Origin of the sequence: Winogradskyella sp. HB-48 (assembly GCF_049942685.1) — a bacterium.
Classification (GTDB): Bacteria; Bacteroidota; Bacteroidia; order Flavobacteriales; family Flavobacteriaceae; genus Winogradskyella.
This window is the reverse complement of the sequence record NZ_CP187934.1, coordinates 750,528-768,124: the sequence shown is the minus strand read 5'-3', so window position 1 is coordinate 768,124 and position 17,597 is coordinate 750,528. Positions and strand designations below refer to the sequence as shown.

Here is a 17,597-nt window from a genome sequence, read left to right as displayed (position 1 = left end):
TTATTTAATAAAGTCAATTACAGCTTTGTGAAAATCATCAGGATTTTCTGCATGCAACCAATGACCTGCGTTTGCAATAGTAACAATTTTAGAGTTTGGAAAATGACGATGAATTATAGCTTCATCTTGCCCTCCAATATATTCAGATCGATCTCCTCTTAGAAATAGTGTGTCCTTCTCAAAAATGGCATGTATTGGTAAAGCTTCTCCAACTTCTGAAACATTTTTTTTTAGAACAGGTAAGTTGATACGCAATCCTAATTGTCCTTTTTCTACCCAATACAAATTTTTAAGTAAAAACATGCGAATGCCTTGGTCTTTAATATATCTGCTCAACGCTTCGTCAGCTTCACTTCGACTTTTTATCTCGGAAAAGTCTAAACTACTTAAACCTTCTAAAATAGTATCGTGGTGAATCGGGTAGAAGCGCGGAGAAATGTCAGCAACAATAAGTTTGTACACCAATTCTGGGTATAATGAAGAAAAAAGCATTGCTGTTTTCCCTCCCATGGAGTGCCCTAAAAGTATAATATCGTTGAGGTTGTGTTTATCGCAATATGCTTTTAAATCATCGGCCATTAATTCGTAATCAAAATCTTCAGAACGAAAACTTCGGCCATGGTTGCGCTGATCTACTAAATGTACTTGATAGTTGGATTCTGAAAATTGTTTGGCTAAAGTTTTCCAGTTGTCTCCCATGCCCAAAAAGCCGTGCAGAATTACAAATGGTTTACCTTCGCCTATGATGTTAGAATGTAGAATCATTTTAGCTTGTCTAAATACATTGTAATCACATTTTTAGCACCTAAATATAGGCTTTCAGATATAAGGGCATGTCCGATAGAAACCTCTAAAAGGCCAGTAATATTTTCTTTAAAATACTTGATGTTATCAAGTGAGAGGTCATGACCAGCATTGATGCCTAAACCTAGGGTATTGGCGAGACCAGCACATTCCATATAAGGTTTTATGCCTTCTTTGTTCCCTAAGCTAAATTGATGGGCGTAAGATTCTGTGTAAAGTTCAATTCTCTCAGTGCCTGTTTCTTTAGCGCCCTCTATTTGGTGTAAATCGGGATCTACAAAAATCGAAGTTCTAATACCGTTATTTTTAAATTCTTTAATAACATCAATAAGAAAATCTTTATGTTTTAGGGTGTCCCAGCCTGCATTAGAGGTTATGGCATCTTCAGCATCTGGTACTAAGGTTACCTGAGTAGGTTTTACTTTAAGTACCAAATCGATAAATTTAGGTATGGGGTTGCCTTCGATATTAAATTCGGTAGTAACCTCAGATTTTAAATCATAAACATCTTGATAGCGAATATGCCTTTCGTCTGGTCGTGGATGAACAGTTATGCCTTCTGCACCAAATCTTTGAACATCTTTGGCAAATTGTACTACATTCGGTACATTACCACCGCGACTATTTCTTAGTGTTGCAATCTTGTTAATGTTAACACTTAATTTTGTCATTTTTATTAAATTTTGAATAACAAAAATACAGAACTCATCTTGGGTTTTTGTAGTTATTTTTGATTAATTTGCAAGATATTCAAACTCAAAACATGCAATTACAAAACTTTGTTATAAATGATATAAAACCACTTAAAATCACTGATAAAATTGGGGATTTACAAATGCTGTTTAATCAGCTCACATATTCTCATGTGCCTATTCAGAATCAAGGTGTGTATCTGGGCTGCATTTCAGAAACAGATGTGCATTGTTTTGATAGTGCCATAGCTATAAGTGATTGTAGTCATACTATAGAAGGTTTTTTTGTTAGATCAACAACCAATTGGCTCGATGTACTAGAGGCTTTTGCTCAAAATGATTCCAACATAATGCCTGTTTTAGATGAAAAAAACACATACTTAGGCTATTACGAACTCAATGATATTATTCATCTCTTCAATGAAACTCCTTTTTTTGCTGAGCCAGGAGGTATTCTTATAGTTGAAAAAGGTATTCATGATTATTCGTTCAGCGAGATTAGTCAGATTGTTGAGTCTAATGATGCTAAATTATTAGGGGCATTTATTTCTAAAATGAGTTCAGACTTGGTTCAGATTACTCTAAAAATAGGTAATACAAGTTTGAATGAGATTATTCAGACTTTCAGACGCTACAGTTATAATATTATTTCAGGTCATGAAGAAGATTCTTATATAGAAAGTCTTAAGGAGCGTTCACAATATTTAGACAAATACCTAAATATGTAATGATGAAGATTGCGGTTTACGGTCAGAATTACACCAAAGATTCTACTCAGAAAGCTTTTGAAATTCTTCTAGATGTATTGCTAGATAAAAAGGTAGACATTTACATAGAATCTAATTTTTTAATACAGCAGAGTCCTGAGTTGCAGCAGAGTTCTGCTATAAGAAAGTTTATTCAATTAGATCGTAGTTTTGATTTATTGATAAGTATTGGTGGCGATGGGACCATATTAAGAGCCATAACTTATGTGAGAGATTTAGGTATTCCAATAGTTGGTGTTAATACAGGTCGATTAGGATTTTTGGCAACGATACAAACAGATGAAATAGAATCTGCACTTGCCGAAATTTTTAATGGCAACTATAAAATATCTGAGCGATCACTGTTAAGTGTTACAACATTCCCCAATAGTAGTGCAATAGGTGAAACTAACTTTGCACTCAATGAGATTGCTTTGAGTAGAAAGAACACCACTTCAATGATAACTGTAGAAACGCATCTTGATGATGAATACTTAACATCATATTGGGCAGATGGGCTTATTCTGTCCACACCAACTGGTTCGACAGGTTATTCGCTAAGTTGTGGTGGTCCGGTTATAACGCCAGAGGCAAACAATTTTGCACTTACACCAATTGCGCCTCACAATTTGAGCGCAAGACCACTAATAATACCAGATAAAACTATCGTTACCTTTAAGGTAGATGGTAGAGAAGATCAGTTTTTAATGTCATTAGATTCTAGAATAGTGACACTGCCTAACACAACAACTGTTACTGTACAAAAAGCTGGTTTTGTAATTAAGATGGTTGAGCGACTAAATGAAACATTTTTAGACACCTTAAGAAAAAAGTTACTTTGGGGCGAAGACCGTCGTAATTAAGCTAGCTTTGTACAATAAAAGCCTATAAATACTGTTTATCTCATAGACAATTTGTATCAAATTGTAATAGGCTAATCATAATTGTTATATTTGCAAACTTTGAAAAATTTATGAGGTATTTATTCCTAATTTTTACAAGTGTATTTTTTATGCAAAACACTAATGCTCAAATCTATGAGGTTGGTATATTTGCTGGTGGAAGTAATTTTATCGGAGATGTAGGAGCTACGAATTATATATCACCAAACCAGCTTGCTGTTGGTGGTATTTTTAAATGGAATAGGAGTCCTAGACATTCATATAGATTGTCTGTTATATTTTCAGATTTAGAAGGTGTTGATGGGAAATCTGATGATCCTAGAAGGATCCAAAGGGGTTATAAATTTAATACAAGTATTCTTGAGATTTCAGCAGGCATGGAATTTACGTTTTGGGATTTTGATTTACATACTAGTGGTATAAAAGGGACTCCGTATTTGTATACTGGTGTTTCGGTAGCCAATCACGATAACTATTATTTTACCCAAAGCGGGCAGTATACATCAGAAGATACTAGTAGTTGGGCCTATGGTATACCTATGGTTTTAGGTTATAAAACAAATATTAGCAATCATCTAGTTTTAGGTGTGGAGATAGGTGCCAGATATACATTTTCTGATGAACTTGATGGAAGTGTACCAGATAATGAATTTAGAGAGCAGCTAAGTTTTGGAAATACTAATAGCAATGATTGGTATGTGTTTTCAGGATTTACCTTAACTTACACCTTTGGTAGAAGACCTTGTTATTGCGGATTTTAAATGAGTTTAAAAGAAAAAGTAAATAGAGAAAAACTTCCACACCATGTAGCAATCATCATGGATGGTAATGGACGTTGGGCTAAACAACAAGGGCTAATGCGTATCATAGGGCATGAGAGTGGTACTAAAGCTGTTAGGCAAGCTGTTGAGGCTAGTGCTGAATTAGGTGTTAAGAATCTAACACTTTATGCTTTTTCTACAGAAAACTGGAATAGGCCAAAACTAGAAGTGCAAACTCTTATGAAGCTTTTAGTAAAGTCACTAAAAAAGGAAATAAAGACCTTGCAGGACAACAACATAAAGTTATCCGCTATTGGTTGTCTGCAAGACTTACCAAAAAAAGCACATCAAGAGTTGCTGGATGTTATAGAAAAAACAAAAAATAATACGAACATGACATTAACCTTAGCTTTGAGCTACGGTTCTCGTGAAGAAATTGTTAATGTCATTAAGGAATTGTCAGTTAAAGTTAAAAATAATATAATTTCTCCTGAAAGTATTGATGAATCAATTATAAATAAGCATCTTTACACGCAAAATTTACCAGACGTAGACTTGCTAATTCGCACCAGTGGTGAACAACGAATTAGTAATTTTTTACTCTGGCAAATAGCCTATGCAGAATTATATTTTACAGATGTTTTATGGCCAGATTTCAATAAAGAACACTTATACGAAGCGCTCATAAATTATCAAAATAGAGAACGAAGATTTGGAAAAACAAGCGAACAACTTACCTCATAAAAAAGTATCAAAGTCCCTTGCTAAATTAATTGGTGTTGTATTATTTTTTACAATACCTTTTTTAGGTAATGCACAAGCTCAAGATGGTGCCAAGTATTTTATTAAAGAAATTACGGTTACCGGAAACACAAACTTTAGTCCGCAAACCATCATTGCTTATTCTAAGCTTAGAAAAGATGAAGAAATCCAAGTAGGAGGTGAAAAAATTGCAAATGCTGTTAAGACCCTATGGAAATCAAACCTATTTAGTAGTATAGATATTTTTATCACCGATATAGATGGTAGAAACGCTAATTTAGAAATTCATCTAATGGATTTACCAGAACTTAAAGACCTTACGATTGAAGGTGTTAAAAAAGGTAAGAAAGATGAGATTATAACGGAAAATAAGCTTCAATCTGGAGTTAAAGTCACAGAAAATCTTATTGCAACTACTAGAAACTATTTAACAAATAAGTATAAAAAGAAGGGATTTTTAAATACTAAAGTTAACATTCAAACTTCAGAAGTCATTGATTCTGTAGAGAAGGAGCGTGTTAATATGAAAATTAGTATAGATAAAGGGCAGAAAGTAAAAGTAAAGCATATCAATTTCATAGGTAACGAAAAGCTGTCGGACAAAAAGCTTCGTAAGGCTATGAAAAATACCAAGAAAAAAAGCCTTAGTCCACATAGAATCTTCAAACGTTCAAAATATATAGAAGAAGATTTTAGAGAAGACTTAGTAAGTGTTGTAGACCTTTATAAAGAAAAAGGGTATAGAGATGCCAGAATTATTTCAGATTCAATAATTTACAACAATGACAAAACCATCAGTTTAAATATTGAAGTAGAGGAAGGTGAAAAATACACCTTTGGCAAAATTGATTTTGTTGGAAATACTGTATACAGTGATAGGCAGTTGGCACTCTTGTTAGGCATAAAAGAAGGCGATACATATAATGGTGTTGAACTAAGAGAGCGTATAGATGACCCTAATGATCCTGATGCTCAAAGTTTAGTAAATGCTTATCAAAATACTGGTTATATGTTCTCTACAATAAACCCTGTTGAGGTAAGTGCTGAAGGCAATGTCATTGACATGGAGATTCGTATTTCAGAAGGTAAACCAGCTTACTTTAATAATGTTACTGTAAAAGGAAACGATGTTACTAATGACCATGTTATATACAGGGAAATAAGAACCAGACCAGGAGAATTGTATAGCAAATCTCAAATTATTAGAACTTTGAGAGAGCTTGGACAATTAGGATTTTTTGATGCTCAACAGCTTGTTCCTAATATAAAAAATCCTAATCCTGTAGATGGTACTTTAGATATTGAGTATGAGGTAGCGGAACAAGGATCTAGTCAGATACAATTACAAGGTGGGTATGGTGGAGGAGGTTTCATCGGTACTCTAGGGTTGTCGTTTAACAACTTTGCTATTAAAGATATTTTTAAGAAAGACGCTTATAAGCCAGTTCCAAGGGGTGATGGACAAAGTTTGGCTTTGAGACTACAAGCTAGCCAGTTTTTTCAGACTTATAGTTTCTCATTTAGCGAACCTTGGTTAGGTGGTAAAAAACCATTCCAACTATCAACATCCTTATCTTATTCTAAACAGTTTTTGTTTAATCAACAAACCAGAAGAGCAGATAAAAGTAGAAGATTTAATATTCTTGGTTTAACGGTTGGTGTATCTACAAGATTAAGTGAGCCAGATGATTATTTTTTATTATCACAAGCTTTAAGTTTCCAAAATTATGATCTTCAGAATTACAATACAGGATTATTTACATTTGGAGACGGTACATCTAATAATCTTTCTTACACAATTGGTTTAAGTAGAAATAACCTATATACAGATCCTATATTCCCAACTGGAGGCTCCAGTTTTACCGCTTCTGCAAAGTTCTCTTTCCCTTATTCTCTAGTTAATGGTGTAGATTATAAAGCTTTAAAAGATGAGCGTGATTCTTTAGACCCAACTGATGCGGATGATTTTGCTCGTATTGGTGAGATTGATCAAGAACGTTTTAAGTGGCTAGAATTTTATAAAATAAAGTTTAGGGCAGATTGGTATACTGCATTAACGAAAAAATTAGTTCTAAGGCCTAGTGTAGAGTTTGGCTTCCTAGGAGCTTATAATAATGATAGAGGAGTTATACCTTTTGAGCGTTTCTTTGTTGGTGGTGACGGATTGGGAAATTTTGCACTAGATGGAAGAGAAATTATTCAGCTACGTGGTTACCCCAATCAATCTTTATCTACAACAGATGGAGGTTCCATTTATAATAAATTCTCATTAGAGCTTCGTCACGCCATAACGCTTGGTGCTCAGGCTAAGATATACGCTTTAGGGTTTTTAGAAGGAGGTCAGTCTATTAACAGTTTTAGAGATTTTAATCCTTTTAATGTTAGAAGATCTGCTGGTGTAGGTTTAAGAATCTTTATGCCAGCTTTTGGGTTATTAGGTATAGATTTTGGTCATGCTTTCGACGATCTGCCAGATGGGACATCTCCTAGAAAATGGGAAACACACTTCATAATTGGACAACAATTTTAACTTTGGCACGATATTTTCTAACTGCTAATTAAGTATTTCATTATGGTGTTAAAATTTTTAAGGATATATTTCGTTAAATTTGAAGATTAGTAACACTAAAAAACTGACAAAAGATTGGTAAACAATTTAAAATGTCTCAAAATAAAAACGATCATGATGAAATATAAAGTTCTTTTTTTATTGGCAGTTATAGGTCTAATGAGCTTTAATAGTAATGCACAAAAAGGTGTTAGAATAGGATATATAGATACAGAATATATTTTACAAAATGTTCCAGAATATCAGGAAGCTTCAACGCAATTAGACAAAAAAGTACTTCAATGGAAAACTGAGATTGAGAAAAAGCTTAGTGCTATTGAACAAAAAAAGAAAGAACTTGACAACGAAAGTGTACTTCTTACAAAGGAATTGTATGAAGAACGAATGGAAGATATTTCTTTTGAAGAGGCTGAAATTTTAGATTATCAACAAAAACGTTTTGGACCAAATGGCGATTTAATGATTCAAAAACGTCAGTTAATAGAACCAATACAAGATCAAATATTTGCTGCGGTACAACAAATTGCAGAGACAAAAAAATACGATTTTGTTTTCGATAAGTCAGCCGATGTAGTGATGCTATATTCTGCCGAGCGTTATGATATCAGTGAGCAAGTTCTTAGAACAATTACTAGAACATCAAAGCGAAATCAGGCAAACAGTAAAAAAGAACGCGAAGAGTTAGAAGACGAAGAGGTTGTACCTGAAGTTAGCGAAGAGAAAGATGAAAGATTAAAAGCTCTAGAAGAGCGCAAAGCTACTAGAGAAGCCGAATTAGAAGCAAAGCGAGCAGAACGTGAAAAAGCATTAGAAGCCAGAAGAGCAATGCAAGACTCAATTAGAGAGGCTAAAAAACGTGAAGCCGACTTACGTAGACAAAAAGTATTAGATGCCAGAAATAATAATAAGGAGGAAACAAAAGAAGTAGAAGAGGAAACAAAAACAACCGAGAAAGATAGTACTGCTACTCAAGCAAAAACTGTTAATAAAACAAAGGATGCTAAAAAAGAGTCTACAGTAAAAAAAGACTCAGTAAACGCTAAGAAGCCACTAACTGCTGCCGAAATTAAGGCAAACGATAGGGAGCGAAGAAGACAGGAACTAGAAGCAAGAAAACAAAAAATTATAGAACAAAGAAATAAGGCTAGGGAAGAACGCGAAAAACAATTAAAGATTAGAGATTCTATAGCTAAGGCTAAGAAAGAAGAAGGAGAAAACAATTAATAATTATAACACACAAATTACAAATTAGAAAAAATGAAAACGATTAAATCATTATTATTTGCAACAGCGCTTTTTATTGGGGCATCAAGTTTTATGTCTGCTCAAAGTAAAATTGCACATATTGATAAGCAAGAATTAATTAAAGCTATGCCAGCTTACAAAGTGGCTCAAGCAGAGATTGAAAAGCTTGGAAAAACTTACGAAGCACAATTTCAAGACTCATTAAAAGAGATAGACACTAAGGTGAAGCAATACAATGCTGAAGCAGCTGCGCAAACCGAAGATGAGAATTTGAAGCGAATGAGAGAAGTAGAAGGTATGAAGCAATCATTAGCTCAATACCAACAACAAATGAATCAAGACTTAAATAAGAAAGAGTATGATTTACTAAAACCAATCGTTGAAGATGCTGACAAAGCTATTCAGACAGTAGCTAAAGCACAAGGTTTTCAATATGTGTTAGACGCAGGTATGTTAATCGTAGCAGACGGTAAAGACCTTATGGCAGATGTAAAAGCTCACTTAAAAATATAAGTAAGTTTTAAATAAAATCTTTTGAGAGTCGCTTTTAATAAAGCGACTTTTTATTTTTGTAAATATGAATGAAAATCCTATTGGCATATTCGATTCAGGTGTAGGTGGCACCTCTATTTTCAAAGAAATACATGCTTTGTTGCCTCATGAAAATATTATCTACTTAGCAGATAGTATAAATGCACCTTACGGTAATAAATCAGAGGAAGATATCAAGAATCTCTCGTTAAAAAATACCGAATACTTGCTAAGTAAAGGATGTAAAATTATCGTTGTAGCATGTAACACGGCCACCACAAACGCTATTTCGTATTTAAGAGAAACGTATAATGTGCCATTTATAGGTATTGAACCAGCTATAAAACCAGCCGCATTAAGCACAAAGACCAATGCTGTTGGTATTTTGGCCACAAAAGGCACACTCAGTAGTCAACTGTTTCATAAAACCTCAGACCTCTATGCTAATGGTATAAAGGTTGTTGAGCAGGTTGGTGAAGGGATTGTGCCACTTATCGAGTCTGGTCAATTAGATTCTGAAGAAATGAAAGATCTGCTACAACTGTATTTAGATCCTATGCTAAAAGCTAACATTGATTATTTGGTTTTGGGTTGTACGCATTATCCATATTTAATTCCAATGCTAACAACTCTACTTCCAAAAGAGGTGAAAATTATAGATTCTGGATTAGCTGTGGCAAAGCAAACAAAAGCTATATTATCTGAACAAAGGTTACTTAATCCAAATGTAAAAAAGCCTTCAGTTAAGCTCTTTTCAAATGGTAATGTTGAGGTCTTAAATGCTATTCTGGAAAATAAATTTGAAACGGCCTATTTAGATTTTTAAGAATTATTCGTCCTTAAACCAACCTGAATATTTTACGTAGTTATTAGCAATTCTATCAATTTCACCAGAGATTAATTCTTTACTGATATCTTTTACTTTCTTAGCTGGCACACCAGCATAAATACTACCAGACTCTACAATTGTATTTTTGGTCACTACAGCACCAGCAGCAATAATACTGTTACTTTCAATGACGCAATCGTCCATAACTATACTTCCCATACCAATGAGGACATTGTTTTTTATTGTACAGCCATGTACAATAGCATTGTGGCCAATAGAGACATTATTCCCAATAGTTGTTGGCGATTTTTGATACGTTGCATGGATTACTGCACCATCTTGTACATTGACTTTGTTACCCATTTTAATAAAATGCACATCACCTCTTATTACAGCATTAAACCAAATACTGCATTGGTTGCCCATGGTAACTTCCCCTACAATAGTGGCATTGTCTGCAACAAAACAATCTTTTGGTATTTGTGGATGTATATTTCTTACGGGTTTTATAATTGGCATAGTATGCTGTTTTTTTAAATTATATTACTCTTTTCAAGTTTATTAAAAACATCCCAAATAACAACTCCTGCACTTACAGAAATATTTAAAGAGTGTTTTGTACCATATTGAGGGATTTCAATAACTACATCGCTAACGTTTACAACATCTTGTCCTACACCTTTAACTTCATTACCAAACACAAAAGCATATTTTGTATTGCGTTTAGGTTTAAATTCATTCAGCATGGTGGCATTCTCAGCTTGCTCTATTGAGCAGATGTTTACACCTTCATTCTTCAGCTTTTTTACAACATCAAGGGTGTTTTCGGCATATTCCCAATCTACAGTTTCTGTACTTCCTAAGGCAGTTTTTCTAATATCATTATGTGGTGGTTGTGCTGTAATGCCACAGAGATAGATTTTTTCTATCAAAAAGGCATCACTTGTCCTAAAGACCGACCCAATGTTATTAAGACTACGAATATTATCTAGGATTATAATTATTGGGGATTTCTTAGCTTCTTTAAATTTAGAAACGTCAAGACGGTCTAATTCACTATTTTTTAGTTTTCGCATGTTGAAATCTTATACTTTTTGTAAATAACTTATGGTCAAAAGGCTTTATAAAACAAGGCTATTTGGCTACATTAGCAATCTTACAATTACAGCAAAAATACACAATTCTCTTGGCTAAAAAGGTTAAAAAAGAAACACCACTAATGAAGCAGTACAATGCCATAAAGGCAAAGTACCCAGATGCTTTATTGTTATTTAGAGTTGGGGATTTCTATGAAACCTTTGGAAGTGATGCAGTAAAAGCATCTAAGATTTTAGATATTATCTTAACCAAGCGAGGGGCAGGTAGCGAAAGTGAGACTGAATTAGCAGGCTTCCCTCATCATTCTTTAAACACGTATTTGCCCAAATTAGTAAAAGCAGGTGAGCGTGTTGCTATTTGCGATCAGCTAGAAGATCCAAAACAGACCAAAACTATTGTAAAACGTGGTGTTACTGAACTGGTAACACCTGGTGTTGCTCTAAATGATGATATTTTACATTCTAAGTCTAACAACTTTCTATGTGCTGTTCATTTTGATAAGAAAAATATTGGTATTTCATTTTTGGATATTTCTACAGGTGAGTTTTTAACTTCGCAAGGCAATGCGGAGTATATTGATAAAATATTGCAAAATTTTAATCCTAGTGAAGTTCTCATTTCTAAAAAAACAAGAAAAGAGTTTGCAGAAATCTTCGGGAATGATTTTCACACGTTTTTTTTAGAAGATTGGGTTTTTCAGGCAGATTATGCTAATGAAACACTGATAAAGCACTTTAATACAAAAACATTAAAAGGGTTTGGTATAGAGGATTTGTATGAAGGTATCATTGCTTCTGGTGTGGTACTTCATTATTTGAGCGAAACCAGACACAATAAGCTAGAGCACATTGCAACAATTTCTAGAATTGCTACAGATGATTATGTTTGGATGGATAAGTTCACCATTCGCAATCTAGAACTTTATCATTCTCCAAACACCAATGCCGTAACACTTATTGATGTTATTGATAAGACCATTTCGGCAATGGGTGGAAGAACTTTAAAGCGTTGGTTGGCACTCCCGTTAAAGCATGCTGATAAGATAAAACAGCGCCATGAGGTGGTAAAATACCTTTTGGAAAATGGAGCAACGCTTCAGAAAATTCAAAGTCAGATAAAGCATATAGGAGATATTGAGCGTTTAATCTCTAAGATTGCAACTACTAAAGTTAGTCCTCGAGAAGTTATTCAACTTAAAAATTCTTTAGAAGCTATAGTGCCCATAAAAGTGGTAGCAGAAAGTTGTAACAATGAAGCTTTGAAAATTATTGGCAGTAGTTTGCATAATTGCGACTTGCTTCGAGAAAAAATAAAGCAAACCTTAAATGAAGAAGCTCCCGTAAACATATTAAAGGGAGATGCTATTGCCGAAGGATTTTCCCCAGAACTTGATGAGCTCAGAGGATTGTCTAAATCTGGAAAGGATTATTTGGACAATATGCTCGAGCGCGAAAGTGAGCGTACAGGTATTCCTTCACTAAAAATAGCATCAAATAATGTATTTGGTTATTATATAGAAGTTAGAAATACCCATAAAGATAAAGTACCACAAGAATGGGTGCGAAAACAAACTTTAGTAAATGCCGAGCGCTATATTACAGAAGAACTAAAAGAGTATGAATCTAAAATTTTAGGAGCCGAAGAACGAATTCTCGCTATCGAGCAACGACTGTTTACAGAGTTAGTAAGCTGGATGCATCAGTTCATTGTTCAGGTGCAACAAAACGCGCAACTTATTGGTCGGTTAGATTGTTTATGCGGTTTTGCAAGTTTGGCAAAAGCAAATAGTTATAAATACCCAGATATAGATGATAGCTTCGCTTTAGAAATAAAAGACGGTCGTCATCCTGTAATAGAAAAACAATTGCCATTAGGTGAAGAATATATTGCAAATGATGTTTACCTCGATAGAGAGTCTCAACAAATCATAATGATTACAGGCCCTAATATGTCTGGTAAATCTGCTATATTAAGACAGACTGCTTTGATTGTTTTATTGGCACAAATAGGAAGTTTTGTACCTGCAAAAGAAGCAAAAATTGGACTAGTTGATAAGATATTTACTCGTGTTGGAGCTAGCGATAACATCTCTATGGGAGAATCTACTTTTATGGTAGAAATGAATGAAACAGCTTCCATTCTGAATAATATTTCAGAACGAAGTTTGGTATTGTTAGATGAAATAGGTAGAGGTACCAGTACTTATGACGGTATTTCTATAGCTTGGGCCATTAGCGAATATTTGCACGAACATCCTGCAAGGCCAAAAACACTTTTTGCAACTCATTACCATGAACTTAACGAAATGTCAGAGACATTTAACAGGATAAAGAATTTCAATGTAGCTGTTAAAGAATTAAAAGACAATGTACTGTTTATTAGAAAGCTTGTTGAAGGTGGTAGTGAACATAGCTTTGGTATTCATGTAGCAAAAATGGCAGGAATGCCTCAACAGGTTATAAGACGTGCTAACAAAATTTTATCTAAGTTAGAAAAATCACATTCTAGTGAAGAGTTAACAGATAAAGTTAAGTCTCTCAAAGATGATATACAGTTAAGTTTCTTTAACTTAGATGATCCTCTTTTAGAGGAAATCAAAGATGAAATTCTACATACAGATATCGATACCTTAACTCCTGTTGAGGCACTTATGAAGCTTAATGAGATTAAACGAATGTTATTAAAGAAAAAGCAAGCTTAAAACCTTTTAATTTATTTCAAAAAAGTCTTTGCATTTATAAGAAATAGTTTAAATTTGCATCCGCTTTTACAGCAAAAGTTCTTTAAAAAAACTGCGAAAGTAGCTCAGGGGTAGAGCATCACCTTGCCAAGGTGAGGGTCGCGGGTTCAAATCCCGTCTTTCGCTCTACAAAAATATATACCAATTAAAGTTACAGTCTGTAACTTGGATGCTGAAGTGGTGGAATTGGTAGACACGTTGGACTTAAAATCCAATGGCCATTATGGCCGTGCGGGTTCAAGTCCCGCCTTCAGTACAAGAAAAGCCGAAACTTATGTTTCGGCTTTTTTGTTTCCATAAACTTATCAATGGTCTAATATTATTTCATAACAAAGTTTTGAACTTATAAACAATTTTTTAAATTTGTATGATGTATTATGTCATATAAAAATTTAAATGTTTACTCCTTTAGGTACTAAAAACTCCCTCACCCAGATAATTGAATATGAGCTCACAGAAGCCATTAGAGCAGGAACATATCCGCCTGGAAGCAAATTGCCCACAGAAAATGAACTTTGTGATCTTTTTGTAGTCAGTAGAACTGCCGTTCGTGAAGCCATTAAGAAAATGAACGCTCGAGGTATTGTTGAAGTTAAAAGGGGTAGTGGTGTATATGTTTCTGAAATGAGTATAAAAAATGCTTCAGAAACATTAAATCTTTTTTTCGAGCTTTCTTCAGACAAAAATGTCATTCTACAAACTATAAAAACAAGGCTTGTTTTAGAGCCAGCCTTGGCAAGTCAGGCTGCAACTCATCGTAATGATGACCAAATAGAGTTGCTGGTTGAAAATATAAAAATGACCAAAGCTTGCGATATAAATGATGCCGATAGGGAAGCAGAACTAGATAATGATTTTCATAAAACCATTTTATCTATAGCTGATAACCAAGTGTTGGATTTACTCTTAGGTCCAATGTTCAATTTAATGCCAAAGTTTAAAACTAGTGTTTTTGCAAAGTCACAAGAGGGTGCTTTGGTAAAAAAGAAAGAGGTGATGCTAAGTCATCATGAAAACATACTTGAGGCCATTATTAAACAAGACCAACAATTAGCCAATAAGACTATGTATAATCATATTCTCGAGACACAGAATAACTATATAAAAACACTAAAAAGAAAATGAGTTTCATAACCTTTGGAGAAATCATGCTACGATTAACTCCCGAAAAACATAAGATGAAAATAAATTCTTGTAAATCTTTTAATGTTGACTATGCAGGTTCTGAGTCTAATGTTGCTAGTTCCTTAGGTGTATTAGGTAATGATGTTGCTTTTGTGACCAAGCTTCCTGAAAACCAACTAGGTGACGCTGCCATAAGCTCATTAAGGTGGTATGGTATAAACACGAATGCTATTGTAAGAGGAGGTAATAGAATTGGAACTTATTTTATAGAGCAAGGCACTTCAATAAGACCATCTAAAGTCATTTATGATCGGAAGAATTCATCACTCAGCGAGATAAAAGACAATGAATTTAATTGGGAAGAGATTCTAAAAAACAGAACCTGGATTTTCTTATCTGGAATTACACCAGTACTATCAAGCCAATGTGCAAAGGAAACTATTAAAGTTGCTGAAATAGCTAGGAAAATGGGTGTTAAGGTCGCTTTTGATATGAATTATAGAAGATCATTGTGGAAACAACCATCAGATGCAAGAATAATCTTTGATAAAATTTTCAATAATACCAATTTGTTATTTGGAAATGCAAATGTTCTTAAAGATGTCTATAACATAAGTCCTGAGGGGGATAATAAGCATGACCAAACACTAAATGCCATGGAAACTGCAAGTCAAAAATTTGGTATTGACAAGATAGCTTTTACGATTAGAGATCATGTCTCAGCGAGTCATAATAAACTTTCAGGTGTTTTTCTTTCAGAATCCAAATACTACACATCAAATACTATTGAGGTATCAATCGCAGATAGATTTGGCACTGGTGATGCGTTTGCGGCAGGATTGCTGCATGGAGTGAATAAGGAATGGAATGACCAAAAAGCAGTTGATTTTGCCACTGCTGCTTTTGCTTTAAAGCATACGGTTTTAGGAGATCAACATACAAGTAGTGAAGAAGAAATTTTTTCAATAATGGAAGGTAACATAAGCGGACATGTTTTAAGATGAAAAGACAAGAAATAGTAGCTTTTATAAAAAGTGAGCGGTTAATCGCAATTGTTAGAACAAAGGAACAAGAAAAAGTACCAGAAATTATAGAGGCTTTAGTACAAGGAGGCATAAGGGTTATTGAGATTACATCTAATACACCAGGCTTTTTAAATGAAATCTCAAAAGCTAGAGAACGCTACGCCACTTCCAAAATTCTAATTGGTGCAGGAACAGTCACAAACAAAGTAATTGCAGAACAGACCATAAAATCAGGAGCTCAATTTTTGGTGACACCCAATGTTAACCAAAAAGTATTAGCCATCGCTAATCAATACGACATACCAGTAGCCATGGGTGCATTAACGCCGACAGAAATATGTACTGCCGTCGACTTTGGAGCCGATATCGTAAAATTATTTCCGGCCGGTAACTTAGGTGTTAAATACTTTAAATCGGTAAAATCTCCGTTAGATGATGTGTGCATTTTTGCTGTAGGAGGTATTGATTTTTCAAATATTGAAGAGTGGATAGCTGCTGGTGTATCTGGTTTTGGTTTGGGTAGCGCATTAACAAAAGCAAAATATGGAGAAGAAGTTGAGTGCGTGAAGATAAATACTGAACGCTTTGTAAAAATTAAAAAAGAAGCTAAATGGATCCATTAGAAATTGTCAAATTAGAACTATTTAAAGTTCCACCAAGATGGTTGTTTGTTAAGATTACCACCAAATGTGGCATTATTGGCTGGGGAGAACCTGTTGTAGAAGGTAAAGCAAATACTGTTGCAGCCTGTGTTAGAGAATTAGAGCCATATTTAATAGGAAGAACGGCCAACCAAATTGAGGACATATGGCAGGTACTCTACAGAGGTGGATTTTACCGAGGAGGTACTATTCTTATGAGTGCCATTTCTGGAATTGACCAAGCTTTATGGGATATTAAAGGAAAACATTTAAATGTTCCCGTTTATGAACTTTTAGGTGGTGCAGTACGTCAAAAAATGAAGATGTATTGTTGGATTGGTGGGGATCATCCAGATGTTGTTCTAGAGCAAGCCCATGAAAAAATAAATCAGGGGTATACAGCTGTGAAAATGAATGCTACAGGGCAAATGCGCTGGGTTGCTAATGTAAAGGACGTTAAAAATGTGGCACGCAATATCAAGCTGTTACGTGAAGAATTTGGTTATGATATTGATATTGGTTTAGACTTTCATGGAAGAGTTCACAAGCCAATGGTTAAAAGACTCATAGATGAATTAGAACCCTATGAGCCAATGTTTATTGAAGAACCTGTTTTAAGTGAAAACAATGATGCCCTTAAACATATTTATTCATATACGAGTATACCCATTGCCACAGGTGAACGAATGTTGTCTCGCTGGGATTTTAAAGATATATTGCATCAAGGGGTTGTAGATATTATTCAGCCAGATTTAAGTCATGCTGGTGGAATCTCAGAAGTAAAAAGAATCGCCACTATGGCAGAAGCTTATGATATAGCTATTGCTCCACATTGTCCTTTAGGCCCAATAGCTCTAGCATCGGCATTACATTTAGACTTTTCATCACCTAATGCTACTATCCAAGAGAGTAGTTTAGGAATACATTATAACCAAGGGTTTGATTTATTGGATTATGTTGAAAATCCAGAAGTGTTTGATGTTAAAAATGGATATTTGGATTTGTTTGAAAAACCTGGTTTAGGTATTGATATAAACGAAAAGAAACTTAAAGAGGGTCTGAAGATTGGCCATGATTGGAAAAATCCAATATGGAGAAATGACGATGGTAACTTTGCAGAATGGTAA

At 34.4% G+C, this 17,597-nt stretch carries 17 protein-coding genes and 2 tRNA genes; 15 read left to right on the top strand and 4 right to left on the bottom strand.

Annotated features, from left to right (window positions below):
- Together ACPX19_RS03540 and ACPX19_RS03535 are read right to left on the bottom strand one after the other, a co-directional pair.
- Positions 1 to 765, bottom strand: coding sequence for an alpha/beta fold hydrolase (locus ACPX19_RS03540; protein ID WP_426431522.1), 765 nt, complete (start codon positions 763 to 765; stop codon positions 1 to 3).
- Positions 762 to 1,475 (bottom strand): pyridoxine 5'-phosphate synthase, encoded by a 714-nt coding sequence (locus ACPX19_RS03535; RefSeq protein ID WP_426431520.1) that lies wholly within the window; start codon positions 1,473 to 1,475, stop codon positions 762 to 764. Before ACPX19_RS03535 ends, ACPX19_RS03540 begins: the two co-directional genes overlap by 4 nt.
- A gap of 92 nt (positions 1,476 to 1,567) precedes the next feature.
- Here ACPX19_RS03535 and ACPX19_RS03530 point away from each other — a divergent pair, with 92 nt between their 5' ends.
- The 8 genes from ACPX19_RS03530 (at position 1,568) to murI (ending at position 9,838) form a co-directional block, all read left to right on the top strand.
- On the top strand, positions 1,568 to 2,224 hold the full coding sequence (locus tag ACPX19_RS03530) for a CBS domain-containing protein (RefSeq protein ID WP_426431519.1): 657 nt from the start codon (positions 1,568 to 1,570) through the stop codon (positions 2,222 to 2,224).
- Between the two features lie 2 nt (positions 2,225 to 2,226).
- Positions 2,227 to 3,105 carry an NAD kinase gene (locus ACPX19_RS03525; RefSeq protein WP_426432427.1) on the top strand — a complete coding sequence of 293 codons (879 nt, stop codon included), beginning with the start codon at positions 2,227 to 2,229 and terminating at the stop codon, positions 3,103 to 3,105.
- Positions 3,106 to 3,215: 110 nt separating this feature from the next.
- Entirely contained in the window at positions 3,216 to 3,905 is a 690-nt protein-coding gene (locus tag ACPX19_RS03520) for a DUF6089 family protein (RefSeq protein ID WP_426431518.1), read from the top strand.
- Positions 3,906 to 4,649 carry an isoprenyl transferase gene (locus ACPX19_RS03515; protein ID WP_426431516.1) on the top strand — a complete coding sequence of 248 codons (744 nt, stop codon included), beginning with the start codon at positions 3,906 to 3,908 and terminating at the stop codon, positions 4,647 to 4,649.
- Entirely contained in the window at positions 4,618 to 7,197 is a 2,580-nt protein-coding gene (gene bamA, locus ACPX19_RS03510) for an outer membrane protein assembly factor BamA (RefSeq protein ID WP_426431514.1), read from the top strand. Before ACPX19_RS03515 ends, bamA begins: the two co-directional genes overlap by 32 nt.
- A gap of 153 nt (positions 7,198 to 7,350) precedes the next feature.
- Positions 7,351 to 8,460: an OmpH family outer membrane protein gene (locus tag ACPX19_RS03505; RefSeq protein ID WP_426431513.1), complete on the top strand. Its 1,110-nt coding sequence runs from the start codon at positions 7,351 to 7,353 to the stop codon at positions 8,458 to 8,460.
- 33 nt (positions 8,461 to 8,493) lie between these two features.
- Positions 8,494 to 8,994 carry an OmpH family outer membrane protein gene (locus tag ACPX19_RS03500; RefSeq protein ID WP_426431512.1) on the top strand — a complete coding sequence of 167 codons (501 nt, stop codon included), beginning with the start codon at positions 8,494 to 8,496 and terminating at the stop codon, positions 8,992 to 8,994.
- A gap of 64 nt (positions 8,995 to 9,058) precedes the next feature.
- The gene (gene murI / locus ACPX19_RS03495; protein WP_426431511.1) at positions 9,059 to 9,838 is read left to right on the top strand and encodes a glutamate racemase; all 780 of its coding nucleotides are present in this window, start codon (positions 9,059 to 9,061) and stop codon (positions 9,836 to 9,838) included.
- A 3-nt stretch (positions 9,839 to 9,841) separates the two neighbouring features.
- On the opposite strand, the gene ACPX19_RS03490 is transcribed toward murI, so the two are convergent.
- Both ACPX19_RS03490 and ACPX19_RS03485 read right to left on the bottom strand, forming a co-directional pair.
- Positions 9,842 to 10,360, bottom strand: coding sequence for a gamma carbonic anhydrase family protein (locus ACPX19_RS03490; protein ID WP_426431510.1), 519 nt, complete (start codon positions 10,358 to 10,360; stop codon positions 9,842 to 9,844).
- Positions 10,361 to 10,374: 14 nt separating this feature from the next.
- Positions 10,375 to 10,917, bottom strand: coding sequence for an RNA methyltransferase (locus tag ACPX19_RS03485; RefSeq protein ID WP_426431509.1), 543 nt, complete (start codon positions 10,915 to 10,917; stop codon positions 10,375 to 10,377).
- Between the two features lie 110 nt (positions 10,918 to 11,027).
- Between ACPX19_RS03485 and mutS the strand changes: the two genes are divergently transcribed.
- The 7 genes from mutS (at position 11,028) to dgoD (ending at position 17,597) form a co-directional block, all read left to right on the top strand.
- Complete coding sequence (gene mutS, locus ACPX19_RS03480) at positions 11,028 to 13,640, top strand: DNA mismatch repair protein MutS (protein ID WP_426432425.1); 2,613 nt, start codon at positions 11,028 to 11,030, stop codon at positions 13,638 to 13,640.
- A gap of 93 nt (positions 13,641 to 13,733) precedes the next feature.
- A tRNA-Gly gene (locus ACPX19_RS03475) sits at positions 13,734 to 13,805 on the top strand.
- A 45-nt stretch (positions 13,806 to 13,850) separates the two neighbouring features.
- Positions 13,851 to 13,935: transfer RNA gene (locus ACPX19_RS03470), tRNA-Leu, on the top strand.
- Positions 13,936 to 14,075: 140 nt separating this feature from the next.
- On the top strand, positions 14,076 to 14,804 hold the full coding sequence (locus tag ACPX19_RS03465; protein WP_320555737.1) for a FadR/GntR family transcriptional regulator: 729 nt from the start codon (positions 14,076 to 14,078) through the stop codon (positions 14,802 to 14,804).
- A complete protein-coding gene (locus tag ACPX19_RS03460; protein WP_320555736.1) occupies positions 14,801 to 15,808 on the top strand; it encodes a sugar kinase in 1,008 nt (335 codons plus the stop codon). The genes ACPX19_RS03465 and ACPX19_RS03460 overlap by 4 nt, the downstream gene beginning before the upstream one ends.
- Positions 15,805 to 16,452, top strand: a complete 648-nt coding sequence (locus ACPX19_RS03455; protein WP_426431507.1) for a bifunctional 4-hydroxy-2-oxoglutarate aldolase/2-dehydro-3-deoxy-phosphogluconate aldolase — start codon at positions 15,805 to 15,807, stop codon at positions 16,450 to 16,452. Before ACPX19_RS03460 ends, ACPX19_RS03455 begins: the two co-directional genes overlap by 4 nt.
- Entirely contained in the window at positions 16,440 to 17,597 is a 1,158-nt protein-coding gene (dgoD, locus tag ACPX19_RS03450; protein WP_426431505.1) for a galactonate dehydratase, read from the top strand. The genes ACPX19_RS03455 and dgoD overlap by 13 nt, the downstream gene beginning before the upstream one ends.